Source organism: Rivularia sp. PCC 7116, from assembly GCF_000316665.1.
GTDB lineage: Bacteria > Cyanobacteriota > Cyanobacteriia > Cyanobacteriales > Nostocaceae > Rivularia.
Map to the genome: position 1 here is coordinate 2529512 of NC_019678.1, position 18184 is coordinate 2547695.

At 36.3% G+C, this 18184-nt stretch carries 15 protein-coding genes; 13 read left to right on the forward strand and 2 right to left on the reverse strand.

The window, feature by feature from the left end:
• Positions 1 to 542: 542 nt before the first annotated feature.
• The 13 genes from RIV7116_RS09870 to RIV7116_RS09930 all read left to right on the forward strand — a co-directional run bounded on the left by RIV7116_RS09870 (position 543) and on the right by RIV7116_RS09930 (position 16038).
• The gene (locus RIV7116_RS09870; RefSeq protein ID WP_044290850.1) at positions 543 to 869 is read left to right on the forward strand and encodes a WecB/TagA/CpsF family glycosyltransferase; all 327 of its coding nucleotides are present in this window, start codon (positions 543 to 545) and stop codon (positions 867 to 869) included.
• 526 nt (positions 870 to 1395) lie between these two features.
• On the forward strand, positions 1396 to 2346 hold the full coding sequence (locus RIV7116_RS09875; RefSeq protein ID WP_015118155.1) for a beta-1,6-N-acetylglucosaminyltransferase: 951 nt from the start codon (positions 1396 to 1398) through the stop codon (positions 2344 to 2346).
• A 37-nt stretch (positions 2347 to 2383) separates the two neighbouring features.
• Complete coding sequence (locus tag RIV7116_RS09880; protein ID WP_015118156.1) at positions 2384 to 3364, forward strand: glycosyltransferase family A protein; 981 nt, start codon at positions 2384 to 2386, stop codon at positions 3362 to 3364.
• Positions 3365 to 3373: 9 nt separating this feature from the next.
• A complete protein-coding gene (locus tag RIV7116_RS09885) occupies positions 3374 to 4810 on the forward strand; it encodes an oligosaccharide flippase family protein (protein WP_015118157.1) in 1437 nt (478 codons plus the stop codon).
• Between the two features lie 90 nt (positions 4811 to 4900).
• Positions 4901 to 5896, forward strand: coding sequence for a glycosyltransferase (locus tag RIV7116_RS09890; protein WP_015118158.1), 996 nt, complete (start codon positions 4901 to 4903; stop codon positions 5894 to 5896).
• A gap of 54 nt (positions 5897 to 5950) precedes the next feature.
• Positions 5951 to 7072 (forward strand): glycosyltransferase, encoded by a 1122-nt coding sequence (locus RIV7116_RS09895; protein WP_015118159.1) that lies wholly within the window; start codon positions 5951 to 5953, stop codon positions 7070 to 7072.
• Positions 7073 to 7094: 22 nt separating this feature from the next.
• On the forward strand, positions 7095 to 8435 hold the full coding sequence (locus tag RIV7116_RS09900) for an O-antigen ligase (RefSeq protein ID WP_015118160.1): 1341 nt from the start codon (positions 7095 to 7097) through the stop codon (positions 8433 to 8435).
• A 558-nt stretch (positions 8436 to 8993) separates the two neighbouring features.
• On the forward strand, positions 8994 to 9911 hold the full coding sequence (locus tag RIV7116_RS09905; RefSeq protein WP_015118161.1) for a WecB/TagA/CpsF family glycosyltransferase: 918 nt from the start codon (positions 8994 to 8996) through the stop codon (positions 9909 to 9911).
• Between the two features lie 278 nt (positions 9912 to 10189).
• Positions 10190 to 11176 (forward strand): glycosyltransferase, encoded by a 987-nt coding sequence (locus tag RIV7116_RS09910; RefSeq protein WP_015118162.1) that lies wholly within the window; start codon positions 10190 to 10192, stop codon positions 11174 to 11176.
• A gap of 115 nt (positions 11177 to 11291) precedes the next feature.
• Entirely contained in the window at positions 11292 to 12440 is a 1149-nt protein-coding gene (locus tag RIV7116_RS09915) for a glycosyltransferase family 4 protein (protein WP_015118163.1), read from the forward strand.
• A complete protein-coding gene (locus RIV7116_RS09920; RefSeq protein ID WP_044290851.1) occupies positions 12433 to 12693 on the forward strand; it encodes a glycosyltransferase in 261 nt (86 codons plus the stop codon). Before RIV7116_RS09915 ends, RIV7116_RS09920 begins: the two co-directional genes overlap by 8 nt.
• Before the next feature lie 269 nt (positions 12694 to 12962).
• Positions 12963 to 15020 (forward strand): tyrosine-protein kinase domain-containing protein, encoded by a 2058-nt coding sequence (locus tag RIV7116_RS09925; protein ID WP_015118164.1) that lies wholly within the window; start codon positions 12963 to 12965, stop codon positions 15018 to 15020.
• Between the two features lie 217 nt (positions 15021 to 15237).
• Positions 15238 to 16038, forward strand: coding sequence for an FkbM family methyltransferase (locus tag RIV7116_RS09930; protein ID WP_157229272.1), 801 nt, complete (start codon positions 15238 to 15240; stop codon positions 16036 to 16038).
• Between the two features lie 104 nt (positions 16039 to 16142).
• Here the strand turns inward: RIV7116_RS09930 and RIV7116_RS09935 are convergent, their stop codons facing one another.
• Together RIV7116_RS09935 and RIV7116_RS09940 are read right to left on the reverse strand one after the other, a co-directional pair.
• A complete protein-coding gene (locus tag RIV7116_RS09935; RefSeq protein ID WP_015118166.1) occupies positions 16143 to 16517 on the reverse strand; it encodes a response regulator in 375 nt (124 codons plus the stop codon).
• Positions 16518 to 16618: 101 nt separating this feature from the next.
• Positions 16619 to 18136, reverse strand: coding sequence for an ATP-binding protein (locus tag RIV7116_RS09940; RefSeq protein ID WP_015118167.1), 1518 nt, complete (start codon positions 18134 to 18136; stop codon positions 16619 to 16621).
• Positions 18137 to 18184: the final 48 nt, after the last annotated feature.

Below are 18184 nucleotides of genomic sequence, written 5' to 3' on the forward strand. Positions count from 1 at the left end.
TCAAAGGAAAGCCTGATTTTCCTGTGTTGGCGGAGAATTAATTAAAGCACGATAAGAATAAAATTTCAAGTAATTTATCGCTATCCAAACGGTAAAGTTTAAATTTTATCTATCTTTAGTTGGGTAATTTCACATGTTCTAACTTTTGGGCTACTCCTATAGATAGAATTGTTCAAATCAAGTATTATCTTACATATTCTTCACTATCCTTTGCTTTCCCTGACTTTTCTAGATGTCAGGAAAGTAGGGGATGTGACATTCCATAATTTTTTTACTTGAAAATTGTATCTGGACATACTTTTATTTTTAAATTGGTTAATTATACTGACCGCATAAAAATAAAGTTGAACGGGTGTTTCTACCGAAGCGATTGAATCGCTTCAACAATAAGCTTTATTCTTCACAATCTTTAACGATTGTGGGGGTTGTGCATTTTGTTGTTGAATAAAGAAACTGTGCGAGTTATTGTCAGTTTTTTTGGTTATCTACATAGTCAACGAACCTAAGTCTGCTTATACCCGTTAGCAGGAAAATTATTGTGTATGGCAAGCTCCTTTTCTTTTTTAAGAACACCTTCCGATTTTCATGGTGACGTTAGTGTCTCGAATACACATAATCCAACAATAAATGATAGGCAAATAGACAAACCTACTGCTTTGAGTGTCTATTTATCGAAGCGAAGAATTGTTTCAGATTGTCCGCATATTATATCTGATGCCGGTTTTGAGTGGTTCTATCGCTTTTGTCGCGAGCCTAAACGTTTAGCAGCCCGTTATTTGTTAGGAAATCCCGCTTTTGCACTGCATATTGCTTTGGCAATGTTTCACAAAATGTCTTTGCGAGTTGAATTACCACCGAAGTTGAACTAATACCAAGGTGAGAAAACTTTGATTTGAGCGAATTTTGCCGTTTTATCTTTTGAACAATTTATATTTCTGTTTGTTTAAGAAAAACGTATTTTGCGGTGTTACGAGATGTCAGATTAACCTGAAATTTTGTGTAGGAATATTCCCTTGTAGAACTTCATTGAAAGTATAGGTAATCGCGAAAAAATTAATTAAGGATTTGCTTTTTTCGATAAGTATGGTTCAAATTTGTACCATATTATATGGAGTCTGATTAATTACTCACTATATAACGGAACTTCTGATAATTTGTTATTACCGACTTACCTATTACCTATTACCAGTCCCAATAGATATGATAAGTGTTTTACCGTAGTTGATATTATCTGCTTTATTTTCCCGATATAGATAGAAAGTAAAGTAGATTCATTTAAATACAATAAATCAAGATTTATATCTTTCGTCTTTAAATTCATGATTATCTTATAGTAGTAAATAAAACTACTATAATGATTAATTTCGTGCATTAATATCTTCATCAGAAAGCATCATGAAAATTTGTTATTTAATACAAACACATCAAAACGTCGAGCAAATTTATCGTTTAATTCATAGAATTAAACAATCTAATTTTGATAATAAAATTATTATCAGTCATGATTTTACTAATTGCAATTTAGATGAAGTTGACTTACAAAAGCGAGGTGTTGAAGTCTTAAAAACTCAGGGAGGTAAACGCGGAGATTTTTTTGTAATTCAATCTTATCTAAATGGTATTGAATGGTTAATTGATAATCGGATTGAATACGATTGGCTAATTTATCTTTCCGGTCAAGATTATCCAATTAAACCAATATCAGAAATTGAGGCTTTTTTATCAAAAACTAATTATGATGGCTTTATGGAATGCTTTAAAGTCTTTTCACCAGAAAGTCATTGGAGTATGCGAGAAGGCAAAAGCCGTTATTTATTTAAATATAAAAACATTAACTTTTTAAAGAAAATGCCAAATTGGCTGAACAAGTTAATTGAACCAATTAAAATAATAAATCATTTGCAACCTTTCTTCAGAATAAAATTGGCATATGAAATGTTAGGTATAAGAAGAAAATCATTGTTCAATGAATCTTTTATTTGCTACGGCGGTTCTTCTTTTACAACATTAACTAAAGAATGTGTAGAGTATTTGTATACATTTTGTAGAAACAATCCAGAAGTCGTTGAATACTACACAGGAGTATGCAATTCAGATGAATCTTTTATCCAAACAATTTTAGTTAATAGCAAAAAGTTTAATTTATGCAATGAGAATAAGCGCTACTTTGATTTTTCTCAAACAAAGAATGGGCGACCTAAAATTTTAACCGCAAATGATTATCATGCAATCGTCCAAAGTGATGCTCATTTTGCCAGAAAGTTTGATATCTGTAAAGACAGTAAAATCTTGGATATTTTAGATCGAGAAACGAATAGCCTTGCAAGTAATCATCAAGAAAGCTGAATTTAAATCATTAGGGAATTTGCTCGGAGGAATAATTATGCAAGGGGAACCAAAAGTTAGTGTTGTAGTTCCAGCTTACAACGTTAGTAACTATCTTAAAGATGCTTTAGCTTCTTTGGAAGCACAAACTTTTCCAGACTTTGAAGCTTTGATAGTTGATGATGGCTCGACAGATAATACTGCGGCTGTTGCTGGAGAATTTTGTCGGCGAGATTCTCGATTTAAGTTATTACAAAAATCGAATGGTGGCTTATCCTCAGCACGTAACTACGGTATTCGTCATGCAGGGGGTGAATATATTGCTTTACTCGATGGTGATGATGTTTATCACAAGGATAAATTAGCAACTCATATAGCTAGATTGTATAGTTGTGCCGATGTTGGGCTAGTTTATAGCGCTTCGCGCACAATTCGCGATGATGGAAAACCAACATTTATCACCTTGAGTGGTAAACCCGTACATTCAAACCCGCTCTTGGCTTTGCTGTGCAAAAACTTTATTGGACATGGTTCTAATGCCGTGTTTCGCCGTTGTTTGATAGATGAAATAGGCGAGTTTAATGAAAGCTTACGCAGTTGGGAAGATGTTGATTTATGGTTGCGAATCGCTGCAACGCAAAAATGGCGGTTTTACCGAGAAAAGCGGATCTTATCTTACTATCGGGTTCGTCCCTCGGGACTTTCTTTCAATGTCTCACAAATGCAGGATTGTGGCGAACAGGTTCTTAAAGATGCTTATCTGCGATCGCCAGAATTAGTCAAGTCGATGTTACCCACTGCTTACGCCTATATGTATCGCTATTTAGCGCGCCTGTCGGTTCAAGGTGGTGATATGGAAGCAGCACGTAAATTTATTCGACAAGCTTTAGCTAGCGACAAATCAATATTTTTAAGCGATATACGCTCTTTGCTTACTCTGGTATCAGTGAGTTTGTCTCCGGTGGCAAAACTAATTGTGGGGCGTTCCCTTGGGCAAAGCAAATTCAGCAACAGCTCCGGTAGCACAAGTGCAAGGTAAGAATTAATAGTGAAAACAGCTAAACTCTTCAAAAATGGTTTGTGGATTACTTATGCCACATTTGCAACTCGTATTTTTGCTTTTCTCAGCAGTTTGGTTTTAGCAAGGTTACTTCAACCATCTGATTTCGGAATCATCGGTATTGCCTATGTTTTCTGGTCGTTCTTTACGCTGTTTACGCAAAAAGTTGCAAGTAGTTTCATAATTTACAAAGGGCTGGAAAATCCAAAATACGTTAACACTGCTTACACGATAAGTCTGATATTTAGCGGATTAATCGGACTAGTAGTCATAGGAGTATCGCCCCTTGTAGGGAATTTCTTTAACGAACCAGTTCTTACCTGGATATTAATCGCTTTTGTATTTCATCTGAACATGGCTTGTCTTAGTTTCGTTCACACTGGCGTGATGACGCGACAGATGAAATATCGGGCTATGGCAAATATTAATTTAGTTAGCTCGATCATGCGACTGTTAAGTACGATTGGATGTGCTTTCTTAGGGTTGAGTTATTGGTCGTTTGTAATTGGTGATGGGGTTTCCTGGATATTTAACTATTTCCTCAACAGACATTTTTCGGGATATAAATTTCGTCTGCTAATCGATGCTGAAGTTAAATCTGAAGTTATTTCTTTCTACTTAGGCTCCGTTGGCTCCAGTTTTGGAAATTATGTCAACTATAATCTTGATAGCTTTACAGTTGGAAAAATACTAGGTAATGCAAGTCTTGGTTTTTACAATTTAGCCTTTCAACTGACAACAGCCTTATCAACAATTTTAACCTCTGTAATTAACCAATTGGGAATGCCAATCTTTGCCCAATTATCAGACGACAAGCGGCAGCAAAATGCTCTTCTCAAAGTAGTAGAGCAAACAGCTATTTTAGCTGTACCGATATATGCTCTAATTTTTTTGATGATGGATTCACAAGTTGTCACCTTAGTTTTTGGAGCTAAGTGGACACCGATTTGTAAAGTGATTCCTGGATTACTATTTTTTTCATATTTTAGCGTCATTAATGCCCCTCTTTTTTCGATGATGATTGCTAAAGGTCGTCCTGATATTAACGCTAGAGTTAATCTTCAGATAGCTCCTATAGCCGTTATTGGTTTTATATTTGGGGCTTATCAAGGTGGAATAGTTGGAGTTAGTTTGGTTTCAGCAACAGTTTTAGGTTTTGTCTGGAATCTTTACTGGTGGTGGACAGCTTGTCGGGAAATGAAATGGCCATTGAAACAGTTTTATATCGCTAATTTTTTTCCACTATTGCTGATTATTCCCGGAATTCTTATTTCATTCAAATTACCTTTATTGGTGAGACCATTTACATTTCTAATAACTTATTTAATTGGGGTCAGAATTTTTGTTGCCAAGTATTTTATCTTATATCAAGAAAAGCTAGGAAAATTAGCCAATCATATGAATTCTGTCAAGAGTAGAAGCTAATTAATTTAAATTAAAGAAATTCATTTATTTCAAATATTCCTAATTCATTAGTTGAGTTTTTCCCGCAGAAAGTAAAAAGAGGATATGAATATGATAAGTAATACTACGCCGCTTATATCTGTAATTATCCCAGTATACAATGGTGAAAAAACTATTCTACCGACAATTGAATCGGTGTTACAGCAAACTTTTACAGACTTAGAATTAATAGTAATAAATGATGATTCTCAAGACTCAACATTAAGTCTTTTATCTCAGATAGAAGACCCTCGCTTAAAGGTATTTTCCTATCAAAATGCTGGTGTTGCAATCAGTCGTAACCGGGGAATTGAAAAAGCCTGCGGTAAGTTTATTTCCTTTCTGGATGCTGATGATATTTGGACTCAAGACAAACTAGAAGCGCAATTAAAAGCTTTACAAGAAAATCCTCAAGCAGGAGTTGCTTATAGTTGGGTTAACTATATTAATGAAGATGGCAGTTTTTTTCGTCATGGTAATCATATAACGATTAATGGTAATGCATACGAAAAAATGCTGATGCAAAATGTGCTAGAAAACGGCTCTAATCCTTTAATTCTTCGGGAAGCTTTGAGCGAGGTGAGTGGTTTTAACAAGTCATTAACACTTGTTGAAGATTGGGATATGTGGTTGCGTTTAGCAGCTCGCTATGATTTTGTGACGGTGCCTTATCCTCAGATTTTATACCGGATATCTTCTGAATCGGCATCTACGAATATCGTGAAAATGGAAAAAGCCTGTTTAAAATTTATAGAACAAGCTTTTAATAATGCTCCTGCATCCCTTCAATACCTCAAGAAAAAAAGTGTTATAACCTTTTATCACTACCTCACCTTTAAATCATTAGAGTCTCCTTTAAGCCGCAAAAATGGCATAATTGCGATGCGATGTTTTTGGAATGTGATTTACAGAGATATATCTGTAATTTGGAAATGGCAAACCATGTTGAAAGCATTATCAAAAATTTTTACAGTACTTGTTCTACCTCCCGAAAAATATCAACAATTAAAAACCATAGCTAAAAAGCTTCTGATTAAAGAACCTAAAAATCAACTGCAACAAGGTTAATGAAAAGCATATCCCAGCAATTTTGCTCACAATATAAGGCAGTAAATCTGAACCATGTCTAAATCTTCACCCGATATTGCAATCTTTCTACGTTGCCTTTACGGTGGTGGTGCTGAAAGAATTTTATTAAATTTAGCTCGTTGTTTTGTAGAACAAGAACTAAAAGTTGATATGGTGCTTGCAAAGGCAGAAGGTTCCTTAATCAAGCAATTACCAGCAGAAATTCGACTTGTAGATTTAAAAGCGCAATCAAAGCTAAGTACGATACCAAAATTAGTTCAATATTTGCGACGAGAAGAGCCTAAAAGTATGTTAGCGGCTCTACACTATCCTTGTGAAATTGCCCTTTTAGCAAAGCGTATTGCTGGGGTATCAACGCGAGTTGTAGTTTCCGAACGCAATCATCTATCTCTCGAAGCAAAACGCATTCCTCAACTTTCAGTACGTTTAACACCATTAGCAGCAAGACTTTTATACCCTTGGGCAGATGGTATTGTGGCTATTTCTCAAGGAGTAGGGAAAGATTTAGCCAATGTGACTCGCTTGCCCTTAGAACGCATTGATACAATTTACAATCCGATTTTAACTCCTGAAGTATTTGCCAAAGCTAAAGAACCAGTCGATCATCCGTGGTTCCAACCGGGTGAACCACCAGTAATCATCGCAGTAGGCAGGTTATATCCACAAAAAGATTATCCGACTTTGTTGCGTGCCTTTGCTCAAGTGCATCAACTGCAACCCAGTCGATTGGTAATTTTGGGAGAGGGACCAGAAAAAGATAAGATCAAGAATTTAATTTGCGAATTAGGTTTGCAAGAAGATGTTGCCATGTTGGGTTTTGTTGATAACCCTCATGCTTATATGGCACATAGCGCAGTTTTCGTTTTATCTTCTGCTTGGGAAGGTTTTGGTAATGTCGTTGCAGAAGCCTTAGCCGTGGGAACTCCAGTAGTGTCTACAAATTGTCACAGCGGTCCTGCGGAGATTCTAGCAGATGGTAAGTATGGAGAATTAACTCCAGTCGGCGAACCACATGCTATGGCTGAGGCTATTTTAAAGGTACTTGCAGGCAATATTAAGCAAGCAGATTCCCAGTGGCTAAATCAATTCACCATTAAATATGGTGCCGAAAAGTACTTAAATGCATTAAATATACCTTCCAAAGTCTTAGTTTAAAAAACTAAAAAAATTCTTGATAATGCTGCAATTGAACCACTTTAGTCCAAATCGCAAACAATCCGAATCAAAATCCGAAGCTAAATCATTTGCTGAAAGAGTAATTTACTGGACGATTGTCCTCACACCACTTTGGTGGCTGTTGGGAATACAAACTATTGTCTATCCGGTTGTCAGCGTATTTTTACTAGTAGCTGGTTTGAAGCTAGATAAGCTAATTAAACAATCCTTACCAATTTGTAACTGGGCATGGTTGGCAATGATTTTTGCTGCACTGTGGACAAATATTTTAGGTTTAGAGTCAATCGGCTTTCCGGCTTTAAAAACAGCAGCAACGTTTTTTACTTTATTCAAAGGCTACTTGATGATATTTGCCTGCATGACTTTACCCTTTTGGCATCGCATTCAGGTGAAAACCATTGTCAGGGCTGTATCCTGGATGACTGCTGGTTTATTAGTAACCCTGGCGATTCAACTAATAATACTTTTTGTAATGGGTCCTCAAGAGTCAATATTACCGCCTCTAGCTCGATTAATTCCGGGTGAAAAAGAAAGTATGATGGTCAAGTTTGCTACGATTCGATCATTTTTTGGTGTTCCTTTACCTAGAGCAGTTTTATATACAGCCGACCCACCTATTTTAGGGGTTTGCGGTCTTTTATGTTTCTTTATGTGTTTGGGTGAAAGCAACCAAAAATTGCGTAAATTTGCTATTGCTGGTAGTTTAATCAGTTTAATAATTTCTCAAAGTCGTCTTGCTTGGGTATGTTTTCCCTTGGTTTGGCTAATTATATATTGCTTTCGTAGTGGTTTAGCTCGACAAGCTTATTTATGGATAGTATCTTTGATTTCTTTATTTGCTGTTGTATTAAGTTTAAGCATACAAGATTTAATCGCTTCACCTCTAGCAACTTTTAATAGCGGTCGTCCGGAATCATCCAAAGACCGAGAATATGTGATTAATGCAACTATTGACGCATGGAGAGATTCTCCTTGGTTGGGTTGGGGGATTATGGATAAAACCGTCAGTTGGGGGAATGGAGTTTTTGTACTTCCTTTGGGAACGTTTTCTTCCTATGCGAAAGTGCTTTACATCCACGGTATTTTGGGATTTATTTTCTTTATTACGGCGCTTGTTTCAACTATGTGCAGCTTTTGGGAACCTGCTATCAAAGGAAACCCCATTTCTCAGCGTGCATTTGGGTGTTTAGTCGCTTTATATTTATTGCTTCATGCCACTAATTTAACTTGGATGGCGATTTATTTTTGGTTCTTTTTTATTTGGTTGGGAGCGATTCTTTCCGAACAACAACAGCAAGATTTAAATGTTAATCAATGGGAAGAGTTAATTGGTAATTGGTAATTGTTTGCTGAAATAAACTGGGATTAATATCATGGATAAAATAGCAGCGGTCGCGATTAGATACTGGAAGCCAGTAATACTTTAGAATATATTAGTTTTAAGGTTGAAATACTGACATAGCTCAAGTTACACCTCGCGTGTGGAATTCAACAGTAAAATGCTTTTGAGATACTTCTATAGATAGAATTAACGACTCGAAGTATTAGCTTACATTTTCTTCGTGATGCTTTGTTTTCCAGAGATTTATGGATTTATTAAAAATCGTAAATTTTCATTTTTAGTGTTTTTTACTTTAAAATTGTATCTGGACATACTTTTATTTTTAAATTGGTTAATTATACTGACCGCATAAAAATAAAGTTGAACGAGTGTTTCTACCGAAGCGATAGAGTCGCCTCAACAATAAGACTTCTTCTTAACAATCTGTTTTTATTGTGGGGATTATATATTTTGTTGTTGAATAAAGAAACTGTGCGAGTTCTTGTCAGTTTTTTTTGGTTATCTACATAGTCTAGTTATTAAGTCTGCTTATACCCGTTAGCAGGAAAATTATTGTGTATGGCAAGCTCCTTTTCTTTTTTAAGAACACCTTCCGGTTTTCATAGTGATGTTAGTGTCTCGAATACAGATAATCCAACAATAAATGATAGGCAAATAGACAAACCGACTGCTTTGAGTATCTATTTATTGGAGCGAAGAATAGACTGTATGTCTATCTCTTCAATTGTGGAAGCAATTGATAAAGCTTGTAGAGAAGATAAGAAAATAACTGTGGCGAATTACAATATCCACAGTTTCAATTTATCAATGCAACTGCCTTGGTATTACGAGTTTCTTCAAAGTGCAGAGATTGCTAATTGCGATAGTGTAGGAATATTGAAAGCAATCGGCTATATGGGATTGGATTTACCTTTAGATTATCGAACTTCCTATACGCTTTTAATGCCTAAAGTCTTAGAAAGCTGCAATCGCAAAAACTATTCGGTATTTTTATTAGGTGGAAAGCCTCAATGTTTAACAACTGCGATTAATAATTTACAACTGCAATACCCGAAAGTTTGTTTTGCAGGGCATCACGGATATTTTGATAAACAAGATGTGCAAGCAAATCAGTCAGTAATCGAGCAAATCAATCAGTTTGAGCCAAATGTTTTAATTGTAGGCATGGGAATGCCGATTCAAGAACATTGGGTACAACAGTATCGCGATAATTTGCGGGTTAATGCGATTATGCTTGGTGGAGCAATTATCGATAGGATGGCTGGAATTGTTCCAGATTGTCCAAATATTATATCTGATGCCGGTTTTGAGTGGTTCTATCGCTTTTGTCGCGAGCCTAAACGTTTAGCAGCCCGTTATTTGTTAGGAAATCCCGCTTTTGCACTGCATATTGCTTTGGCAATGTTTCACAAAATGTCTTTACGAGTTGAATTAACCCCGAAGTTAGAGAATTTCGATTGTAGAGTAGGTGACTAGTACCGCTGCGCGGAAGTAAAAAGTAAAAAGTAAGAAGTCTTATAGGATGAGGATTTTAATCGTTAGCAATGGTTGCCAAATTTACGCCTTACTGTACTAGTATTCGATTTCATTTATTTTGACAAGTAAGGATGGGGAGGGGGAACCCGTCAAACGCAATGGCTCCTCTTCCCCCTACTTAAAAACACCTATCAAAATTAATAAGATAGACCACTACATTCATTTTTAGGAGTTATAAACTCTTTAAAATTTCAAATTTTAAAACAATAGAAGTAATTATGAAAAATAACGCAAAACCATTAATTTCTGTAATTATTCCCGTATATAACGGTGAAAAAACAATTCGAGAAACAATTGAATCAGTATTGCATCAAACCTATACAAATTTAGAGCTAATAGTTATAAATGATGGCTCTCGGGATTTAACGCTAAACGTAATATCTAGTATCAAAGATTCTCGTTTAAAGATATTTTCCTATCAAAATGCTGGTGTTTGTATGAGTCGCAATCGGGGAATTGAACGCGCTCAAGGTCAGTTTATTTCCTTTTTGAATGCTGATGATACTTGGACTCCAGATAAACTAGAAGCGCAGTTAAAAGCCTTAGAAGCAAATCCTCAAGCATCAGTAGCTTATTCTTGGGTGGACTACATTGATGAATATGGTGAATTTATCCGTCATGGCAATCATATAGCTATTAATGGTGATGCCTACGAACAATTATTAATCCAAAACGTTCTAGAAAATGGCTCAAATCCTTTAATTCGCAGGCAGGCTTTGATTAATACTGGTATTTTCAATGAGTCATTTACGCTTGCTGAAGATTGGGATATGTGGTTGCGCTTAGCTAAGCGGTATGATTTTGTTACAGTACCGCTTCCCCAAGTTTTACACCGTGCTTCTTCTTGCTCAGTATCGACTAATATTTTAAAAATGGAAACAGCCTGTTTAAAATTTATCGAACAAGCTTATAAATACGCTCCTAAATCACTGCAAAATTTAAAAAGAAAGTCACTTGCAAGCCTTTATCACTATCTTACTTTTAAATCATTAGAATCACCATCTGGACAAAAAAACGGTGCGATCGCCATTAAATTTTTGGCAAATGTGATTTGGAACGATTTATCTGTAATTATTCAGTGGCAAACTATGTCGGAAGCATTATTCAAGATTTGTATGGTTTTTCTTCTACCTCCACAGCAGTATCAAATTTTGAAAATCAAACTTAAAATCTTTTTTTCCAGAAGGCAGAAGGTTATGGGTTGAAAAGGTTTTGTAGTAACGCTGTCTTCGCATCATATTCTGAAAGAGGGCTAAAGCCCAACTACGAACCAGTTACGAATTTTGAGTTACCTTAATTGCAACAAATATAGAAAAATAAATGTTTAATTTCGGTTTTATCGTAGAGCAGGCATTAGGACATATTACCCATTACCAAAATCTCAAATATTGGGTAGATAAAGATAGCAATATCAAACCAAACTGGATGCCTGTAGGAACAAAGACGAATGATATTTGGGAAAAATTTCCGGTAATTCGTAATAATTGGTCGTTGCAAGTTAGTCTACGCGCCCGTAGAGCGATAAATGCAGCGATGAAATCACAAAAACCAGATGCATTGTTTCTTCATACTCAAACACTTGCACTGTTTTCTATTCCTTTTATGCATCGTATTCCTACGATTATTTCTACCGATGCTACACCTTTAAACCTTGATAGTATTGCGACTGGATACAATCATAAAGTCGGTAGTAATTATTTATTAGAGCGGGGAAAATATCAGTGGAATAAAAGCACCTATAGTGCTGCTACTGGAATTGTGACGTGGTGCGAATGGGCTAAAAATTCTTTGATTTATGATTATGATATATCTCCTGAGAAAATCATTGTAATTCCGCCGGGAGTGGATTTAGAACAGTGGAATTTTAGACGTGAAAAATCTCTGGAAGATAGCAACGCAAATCCTTTAAAGTTATTGTTTGTGGGAGGAGATTTCGCTCGCAAAGGAGGTTATACTCTACTGGAGGCTTTTCTTGATGGTCTAGATAAGGATTATACTCTCGATATCGTCACCAAAGATACCAGTTTACAGCGAGAATTAACCGGCATCGATAGCCTAAAGCTACATTGCGATTTAACTCCTAACAGCCAACGTCTAAAGCAACTTTACCAACAAGCAGATATTTTCGTTTTCCCTACCGAAGCTGATTGCTTACCCAGTGCGATTTCCGAAGCAATGGCAGCAGGTTTACCAATAATTACTACCAATGTTGGTGCTATAGCAGAGCAAGTTCAACATGGAATCAACGGCTTAATCGTGCCGCCATCAGATGCTACAGCTTTAGCGATCGCTTTGAAAACCCTGAGAAATAATCCTGCAAAAATAACTGAAATGGCTGTTGCCAGTCGTCGGTTAGCCGAAAAGCGTTTTGATGCTCGGCGCAATTATGGCGAGATTCTCAACTTGATGAAAACTATATCGGAGAAATCTAGTTCGCAGTATAAAGCGGAGAATCTTTTCCATGCTTAAATCTCCACCGGATATTGCCAAATTTCGCCAACAGCGTCGATGTGGATTGGTAATCTTTGGAGAAGGTTTAGAAAAGGAAAATTTAAATAATTTAATTTATGAATTGGAATTACAAGCAGAAGTTTCACTCTTGGGTTTTGTCAATAATCCTTATGCTGACATGGCTGATAGTGCAGTTTTCGTTTTGTCCTCTGTTTGGCAAGGCTTTGGTAACGTAATTTTAAAAGCTTTAGCAAGTAGCGAAAGAAATTAACCCTGCACATTTTTCTGGGTTGACTACTAGTACTCGATTTCATTAATTTTGACAAGTAAGGATGGGGAGGGGGTAGAGGGGGAAGAAGAGGTAGAGGGGGTAGAAAAGATTTTAATTACTATATACCCTTCACAATTAATGCAAATTTTCTTTCTCAACGATACACCCCGCAAAGTTTCCTTGGTGGAGTATTAGTATTGCTTTTTCAGCCTCCAGGCTGGGAACGAGGTATGGGTAAGTGTTAGTTGAAATAAACTGGTATTAATATTATGAATAAAATAACTGCAATAACTATTAGACATTGGAAGCCTGTAATTTTTTGGAATCTGTTAGTTTTAGGTTTAACTAGTTACATTGCCATAGTTACACCTCGGATGTGGAATGCGTCGGCACAATTAACGATTCCGGCAACAAATGGGAATTTAGATGCAAATTTGGGTATTTTAGGTTCTTTCAGAAAAGATAATTCTAGTATTTCTGCAAGTAGCGATAGTCAATTACAAATGCAGAAAAGTATTCTCACTAGCGATACTTTGATGGAAAAGGTTCTTAGTGTAGATCCACAGAAAGATAAATTTCAAAATGTATCTGGTTACAAGTCGCTATTTGAAATTTCCATTGATGAAAACTCCCGCATCATCACTGTATATACTAAAGGTTTATCACCAGAATTAGCGAAACTACGCACCAATAATCTCATTACTTTATTTCAACAACGACTTAAAGAACTTCGACAGCAAAACCGCTTATCCAAAAGACAATTTAGTGCAGTTGAATTAGAAGAAGCTCGCAATAATTTAATGGCAGCACAACAAACTTTAGCGCAATTTAAACAATCCAGCGCTTTAGTTGATGCTGAGGAACAAACAAAAGCTATCGTTACCACAATTGACGGTTTAACAAAAGCTCGATTAGAGGCATTATCCCTTGCTGAATACAATCAAAATCGCGTTAATACGTTATCAAATTTATTGAGCATGTCCTCAAACCAAGCTATTCGTTCTTTAAGCTTGGGTGAAAATCGTGACTATCAATTTATTAGAGGTAAGCTCGCAGAAATAAAAGCGGAATTATCCGGTTTACAAGCTAAATATACCGATAACCACCCGGAAGTTCGACAGCTTTTACAGCAAGAAAAAGTATTATTAAATCGGATGCAAAATCAAGTTCAACGAACTTCTGGCGGTATAGCTATCGACACTACAGTCAGCGGTGAAGGGGAAGGGCGTGCCGGTTTAATCGAACAATTAATTTTGGCAGAAACTGAAGCTTCCGGTCAACAAAGACGCGCTATATTAATACAAAATCAAATAGAAAAGCTGACGGCTAACTTAAATTCTATTCCTAACCAACAAAAGCGATTAATAGAACTCCAACGTAATGTTGATGTAGCAGAAGGTGTTTATAAAGGTTTAGTCGCTCAAGTTCAGCAGACAAATATTGATGTTTTTGACGTTTATCCTAATGTCGAAATATTAGATTCAGCTAGAGTTAACAATAAGCCGATTTCTCCCAAAAAATCTTTGATGATTCTCAATGCTTTACTAGCTGGAATCACCGGCAGTATTGCTTTAATCTTACTTTTAGAAAGACGCAATCCGTTGTTAAGCCCTCAAGATTTGCAGGATATGAAATTCCCAATGGTTGTCTCTATTCCTAAACTTAAAGATGCTCACTTAACATCGGAAGACGTTGACGAACAAGTGAGATTTCAAAGACTCGCTTCAGCACTTAGTTTACAGCCTCTAAATAACCGTCATATATTAATTACTAGCGCGATGGAAAGCGAAGGTAAAACAACTGTAACTTTAGGATTAGGAAAAGCATTAGTCGAATTAGGTTTTCGAGTGTTGGTAGTCGATGGTGATTTTATCCGCGCCGAATTGACTCAAGATTTAGGCTGTACTCAAGAATTAAATATCACAAATGAAGTTGTTTCTGTAGAGCCGAATTTGGATTTATTACCGGCAACACCACGAAGCAGTAAAATTGTGCAAATGGTATCCCAGGGAAGATTCCAGCAAGCTTTAGCAGATGCCGAATCTCATACAAAATACGATTACGTTTTGGTTGATACTGCTCCCGTCAGCGCTACAACCGCTACAGCATTAATGACGGCTCAAATTCCGAATGTATTGTTTGTGGTTAAACCGGGTATGAGTTTTAGTAGCTCGGTACGCGATAGCTTGCAGCAGTTAATGGAACATCAGGCTCATATATTGGGTTTAGTTGTCAACGGTGTGGAAACTTCTGCTAAACCTTATAACCTACAATTGCACTCTTCTTCCTCTTCTTCTTCTGGTATAGCAGATTCGATCTTAAGTTAAGTGCGATCGCTAAGAGGATAGCTGCAAAACAAAGTCTTATAAATCTGACATCTTGCACCATTCTCAATTTCGCTCACAGAAGCCCGGTTTCTAGTCGTGAAAGTATTATCATCTCGTTGTGAAATCAGAAAACCGGGTTGGTGCAACTGGTGCAAGATTTGAGAGCAAACCAACTTTTTGAGTTCGACTGGCGCAGGTTCTATTTAGATAGTTTTAGTTGAAAATAAAAAAAATGGATTTTAAACTTAAAAGAATTTTGGAAGCTAAAAATGTTTTAAAAGAAACTCTCAAGGGTTCCTATTTTGAAGGTTTTACAAAACAGCTATATACTTTATTAAATAAGAATAAAAAAGAAAAATATATTATCAATGCAGAAGATAATCATTTGACAGTTAAAATTTTGCATAGAATATTAACTGAAAAATCTAACTGCATTGATATCGGATGTAATACAGGTGAGTTTTTAGCTTCTATTTTAGAATTATCTCCATCGGGAAGTCATTATGCTTTTGAACCAATTCCCAGGCTTGCCGATAGGTTAAGAAAAAGGTTTCCTAAAACTAACGTTATAGAAGCTGCTTTAAGTGATTCCGAGGGGGAAGCTACTTTTTGGTACGTTGTAAATTCACCGGCGCTAAGTAGTTTAAAAAAGGGTGTATGGAGCCATCATATTCCCAATGCCTTGACTGAAAGTATTTTAGTAAAAGTCCATAAATTAGATAACGTATTACCAGCGGATTTAAAAATTGATTTTATTAAAATCGATGTTGAAGGAGTGGAATACTCTGTTTTAAAAGGTGGACGAGAAATTATCAAAAATCATAGACCATACATCATTTTTGAACACGGCAAGGATGATAATGGGGTGCGGCACGATAGCAAAATTTATGATTTCCTTGTAGATGATTGTTGTTTAAAAATATATGAATTAAAAAGTTGGGTTGAAGGTTTTCCGCCCCTAACTAAAGATGAATTTGTCAGTTCTCCTTTCTGGAATTTCTTGGCGGTTCCTGAGTGAAATATTTGCAAATATATTAATAAAAATTGTACTTTTTATTTCCCCCTAAATCCCTCTTTTTTTCAATGAGAAGGGGGGATTTTCCTTAATATCTCACAAATAATTTAGGATAGCGATATAACTTCACTTATCTGTTGTGCGAGATTTAAAGGGCGTAATGGTTTAGTAAATATTGCTGCAACATCCAGATCGCTAAAGCTTTCCTCAACGGAAGATTTACTTTTTGCAGTCATCAAAATTACAGGTATTTGCTTTGTTTGCGGGTTGTCTTTCAATTTTTTTAATGTCGTTTTGCCGTCCATATCCGGCATCATCAAATCTAATAAAATCGCATCCGGCTGTTGACTTTCAGCAATTAAAATTGCTTCTTCTCCAGAGTTGCTATTAAGTACTTTCCAACCTGCTTGCATTTCCAAGCCTAGCTGAATTAGCGCTCTAATGTCTTCTTCATCATCAACTACTAAAATTGATTTAGTCATATATCAGTAAGCAGTGAACAGTAAGCAGTGAACAGTGAGCAGTGAGCAGTGAGCAGCAGTGAACAGTGAACATTTACCAATTACCCATTACCAACTACCAATTACCAATTACCAACTATTGGTAAATGAATATAAAAAGTGCTGCCTTTACCAAAAATACTTTCTACCCAAATTTTACCTTTATGTTGTTCTATAATGCTGCGACAAATGGGAAGCCCTAAGCCGGTACCTCCTTTGCTGCGGGAATCGGAAGCATCAACTTGCACAAAACGTTCAAAGATTAACTGTATTTTGTCGGCTGGTATTCCTCTTCCTTGGTCTTGGATTTCTATTTGTAGGTAATTTGATTTTATAATACTACGTAAGTAGACAGTTTGACCCGGTTCAGAAAATTTGATTGCATTGCTCAATAAGTTAGTTAAAGCTTGTAAAATACGGTCTGAGTCTACAATAATTTCGGTTGATGCTGGTTCTACATTTAAGTAGATTTGGGCTGAATCTGCCATTGATTCCATTGTTGCGGCTGCTTGTATTAATAGTTCGGCAGCGTTGCTTTTTGATGGCTGCATGGTGATTTTGCCCGATTTTATCCGTTCTAAATCAAGAATGTCATTAACTAAGCGGATAAGACGCTCGGTGTTATTTATAGCGATATTGATAATTTGCTTTCCTTTATCAGTTAAAGTACCTAACTGTTGAGTATTTAATAAATCTAATGCACCAATAATTGAGTTCATCGGGGTGCGTAATTCATGACTTACTAAAGATATAAATTCATCTTCTAAGCGTTTACGCTCGGTAATATCGTTAATAATATTTAAAGTACAAGCTAAACCATTAAGTTCGATTAGCTCGATGGAAAGTAAAACTGTTTTAATCTCGCCTTGTTGACTGCGAAGCTGACATTCGATATTGTGCAATGAACCTTTTTCTAATAGTTTTTTAACTGAAAAATCGTACAGTTGAGGATTTACCCAAATATTAAGGTTATTGGCGGATTCGCCGATGATTTCTGTTTGAGAATAACCGGTGATTTCTGAAAAACTACTGTTAATATCGACAAAACTATTTTCTGCAAGGGTATTAATAGCAATTGGATTTGGGCTAGAGCGAAATGCTTTCGCAAATTTTTCTTCAGCTGCGGCACGCTGGGAAATTTCTTGTTGTAAGTGTTTATTTTGGGTTTGAAGTTGCTTTTGCAATCGTCGGATGGTTAAGTGTGTTTCTATCCGAGCTAAAACTTCTTCTACTTGCAGGGGCTTGGTAATATAATCGACACCGCCGACTTCAAAGGCTTTGACTTTATCTAGCACGTCACCTAAAGCGCTGATAAAAATTACGGGAATATCGCGAGTAGATTCATCTGCTTTTAGATGCTGACAAACTTCATAGCCGTTCATTTCTGGCATTTTGACATCAAGCAAAATCAAATCTGGTGGTGCGGCTTTTGCTCCTCTTAAAGCGGTAGAGGCTTTGGTGACGCTACGAACTTTATAATTTTTATCTTTAAGTATTTGCGAAAGTAGCGCCAAGTTTTCTGGAGTGTCGTCAATGACTAAAATATCTGCTTTCGGCATTGGGAATTGGTAGTTGGTAATGGGTAATTGGGCATTGGGCATTGGGCATTGGGCATTGGGAATTGGTAATTGGTAATTGGTAATTGGGCA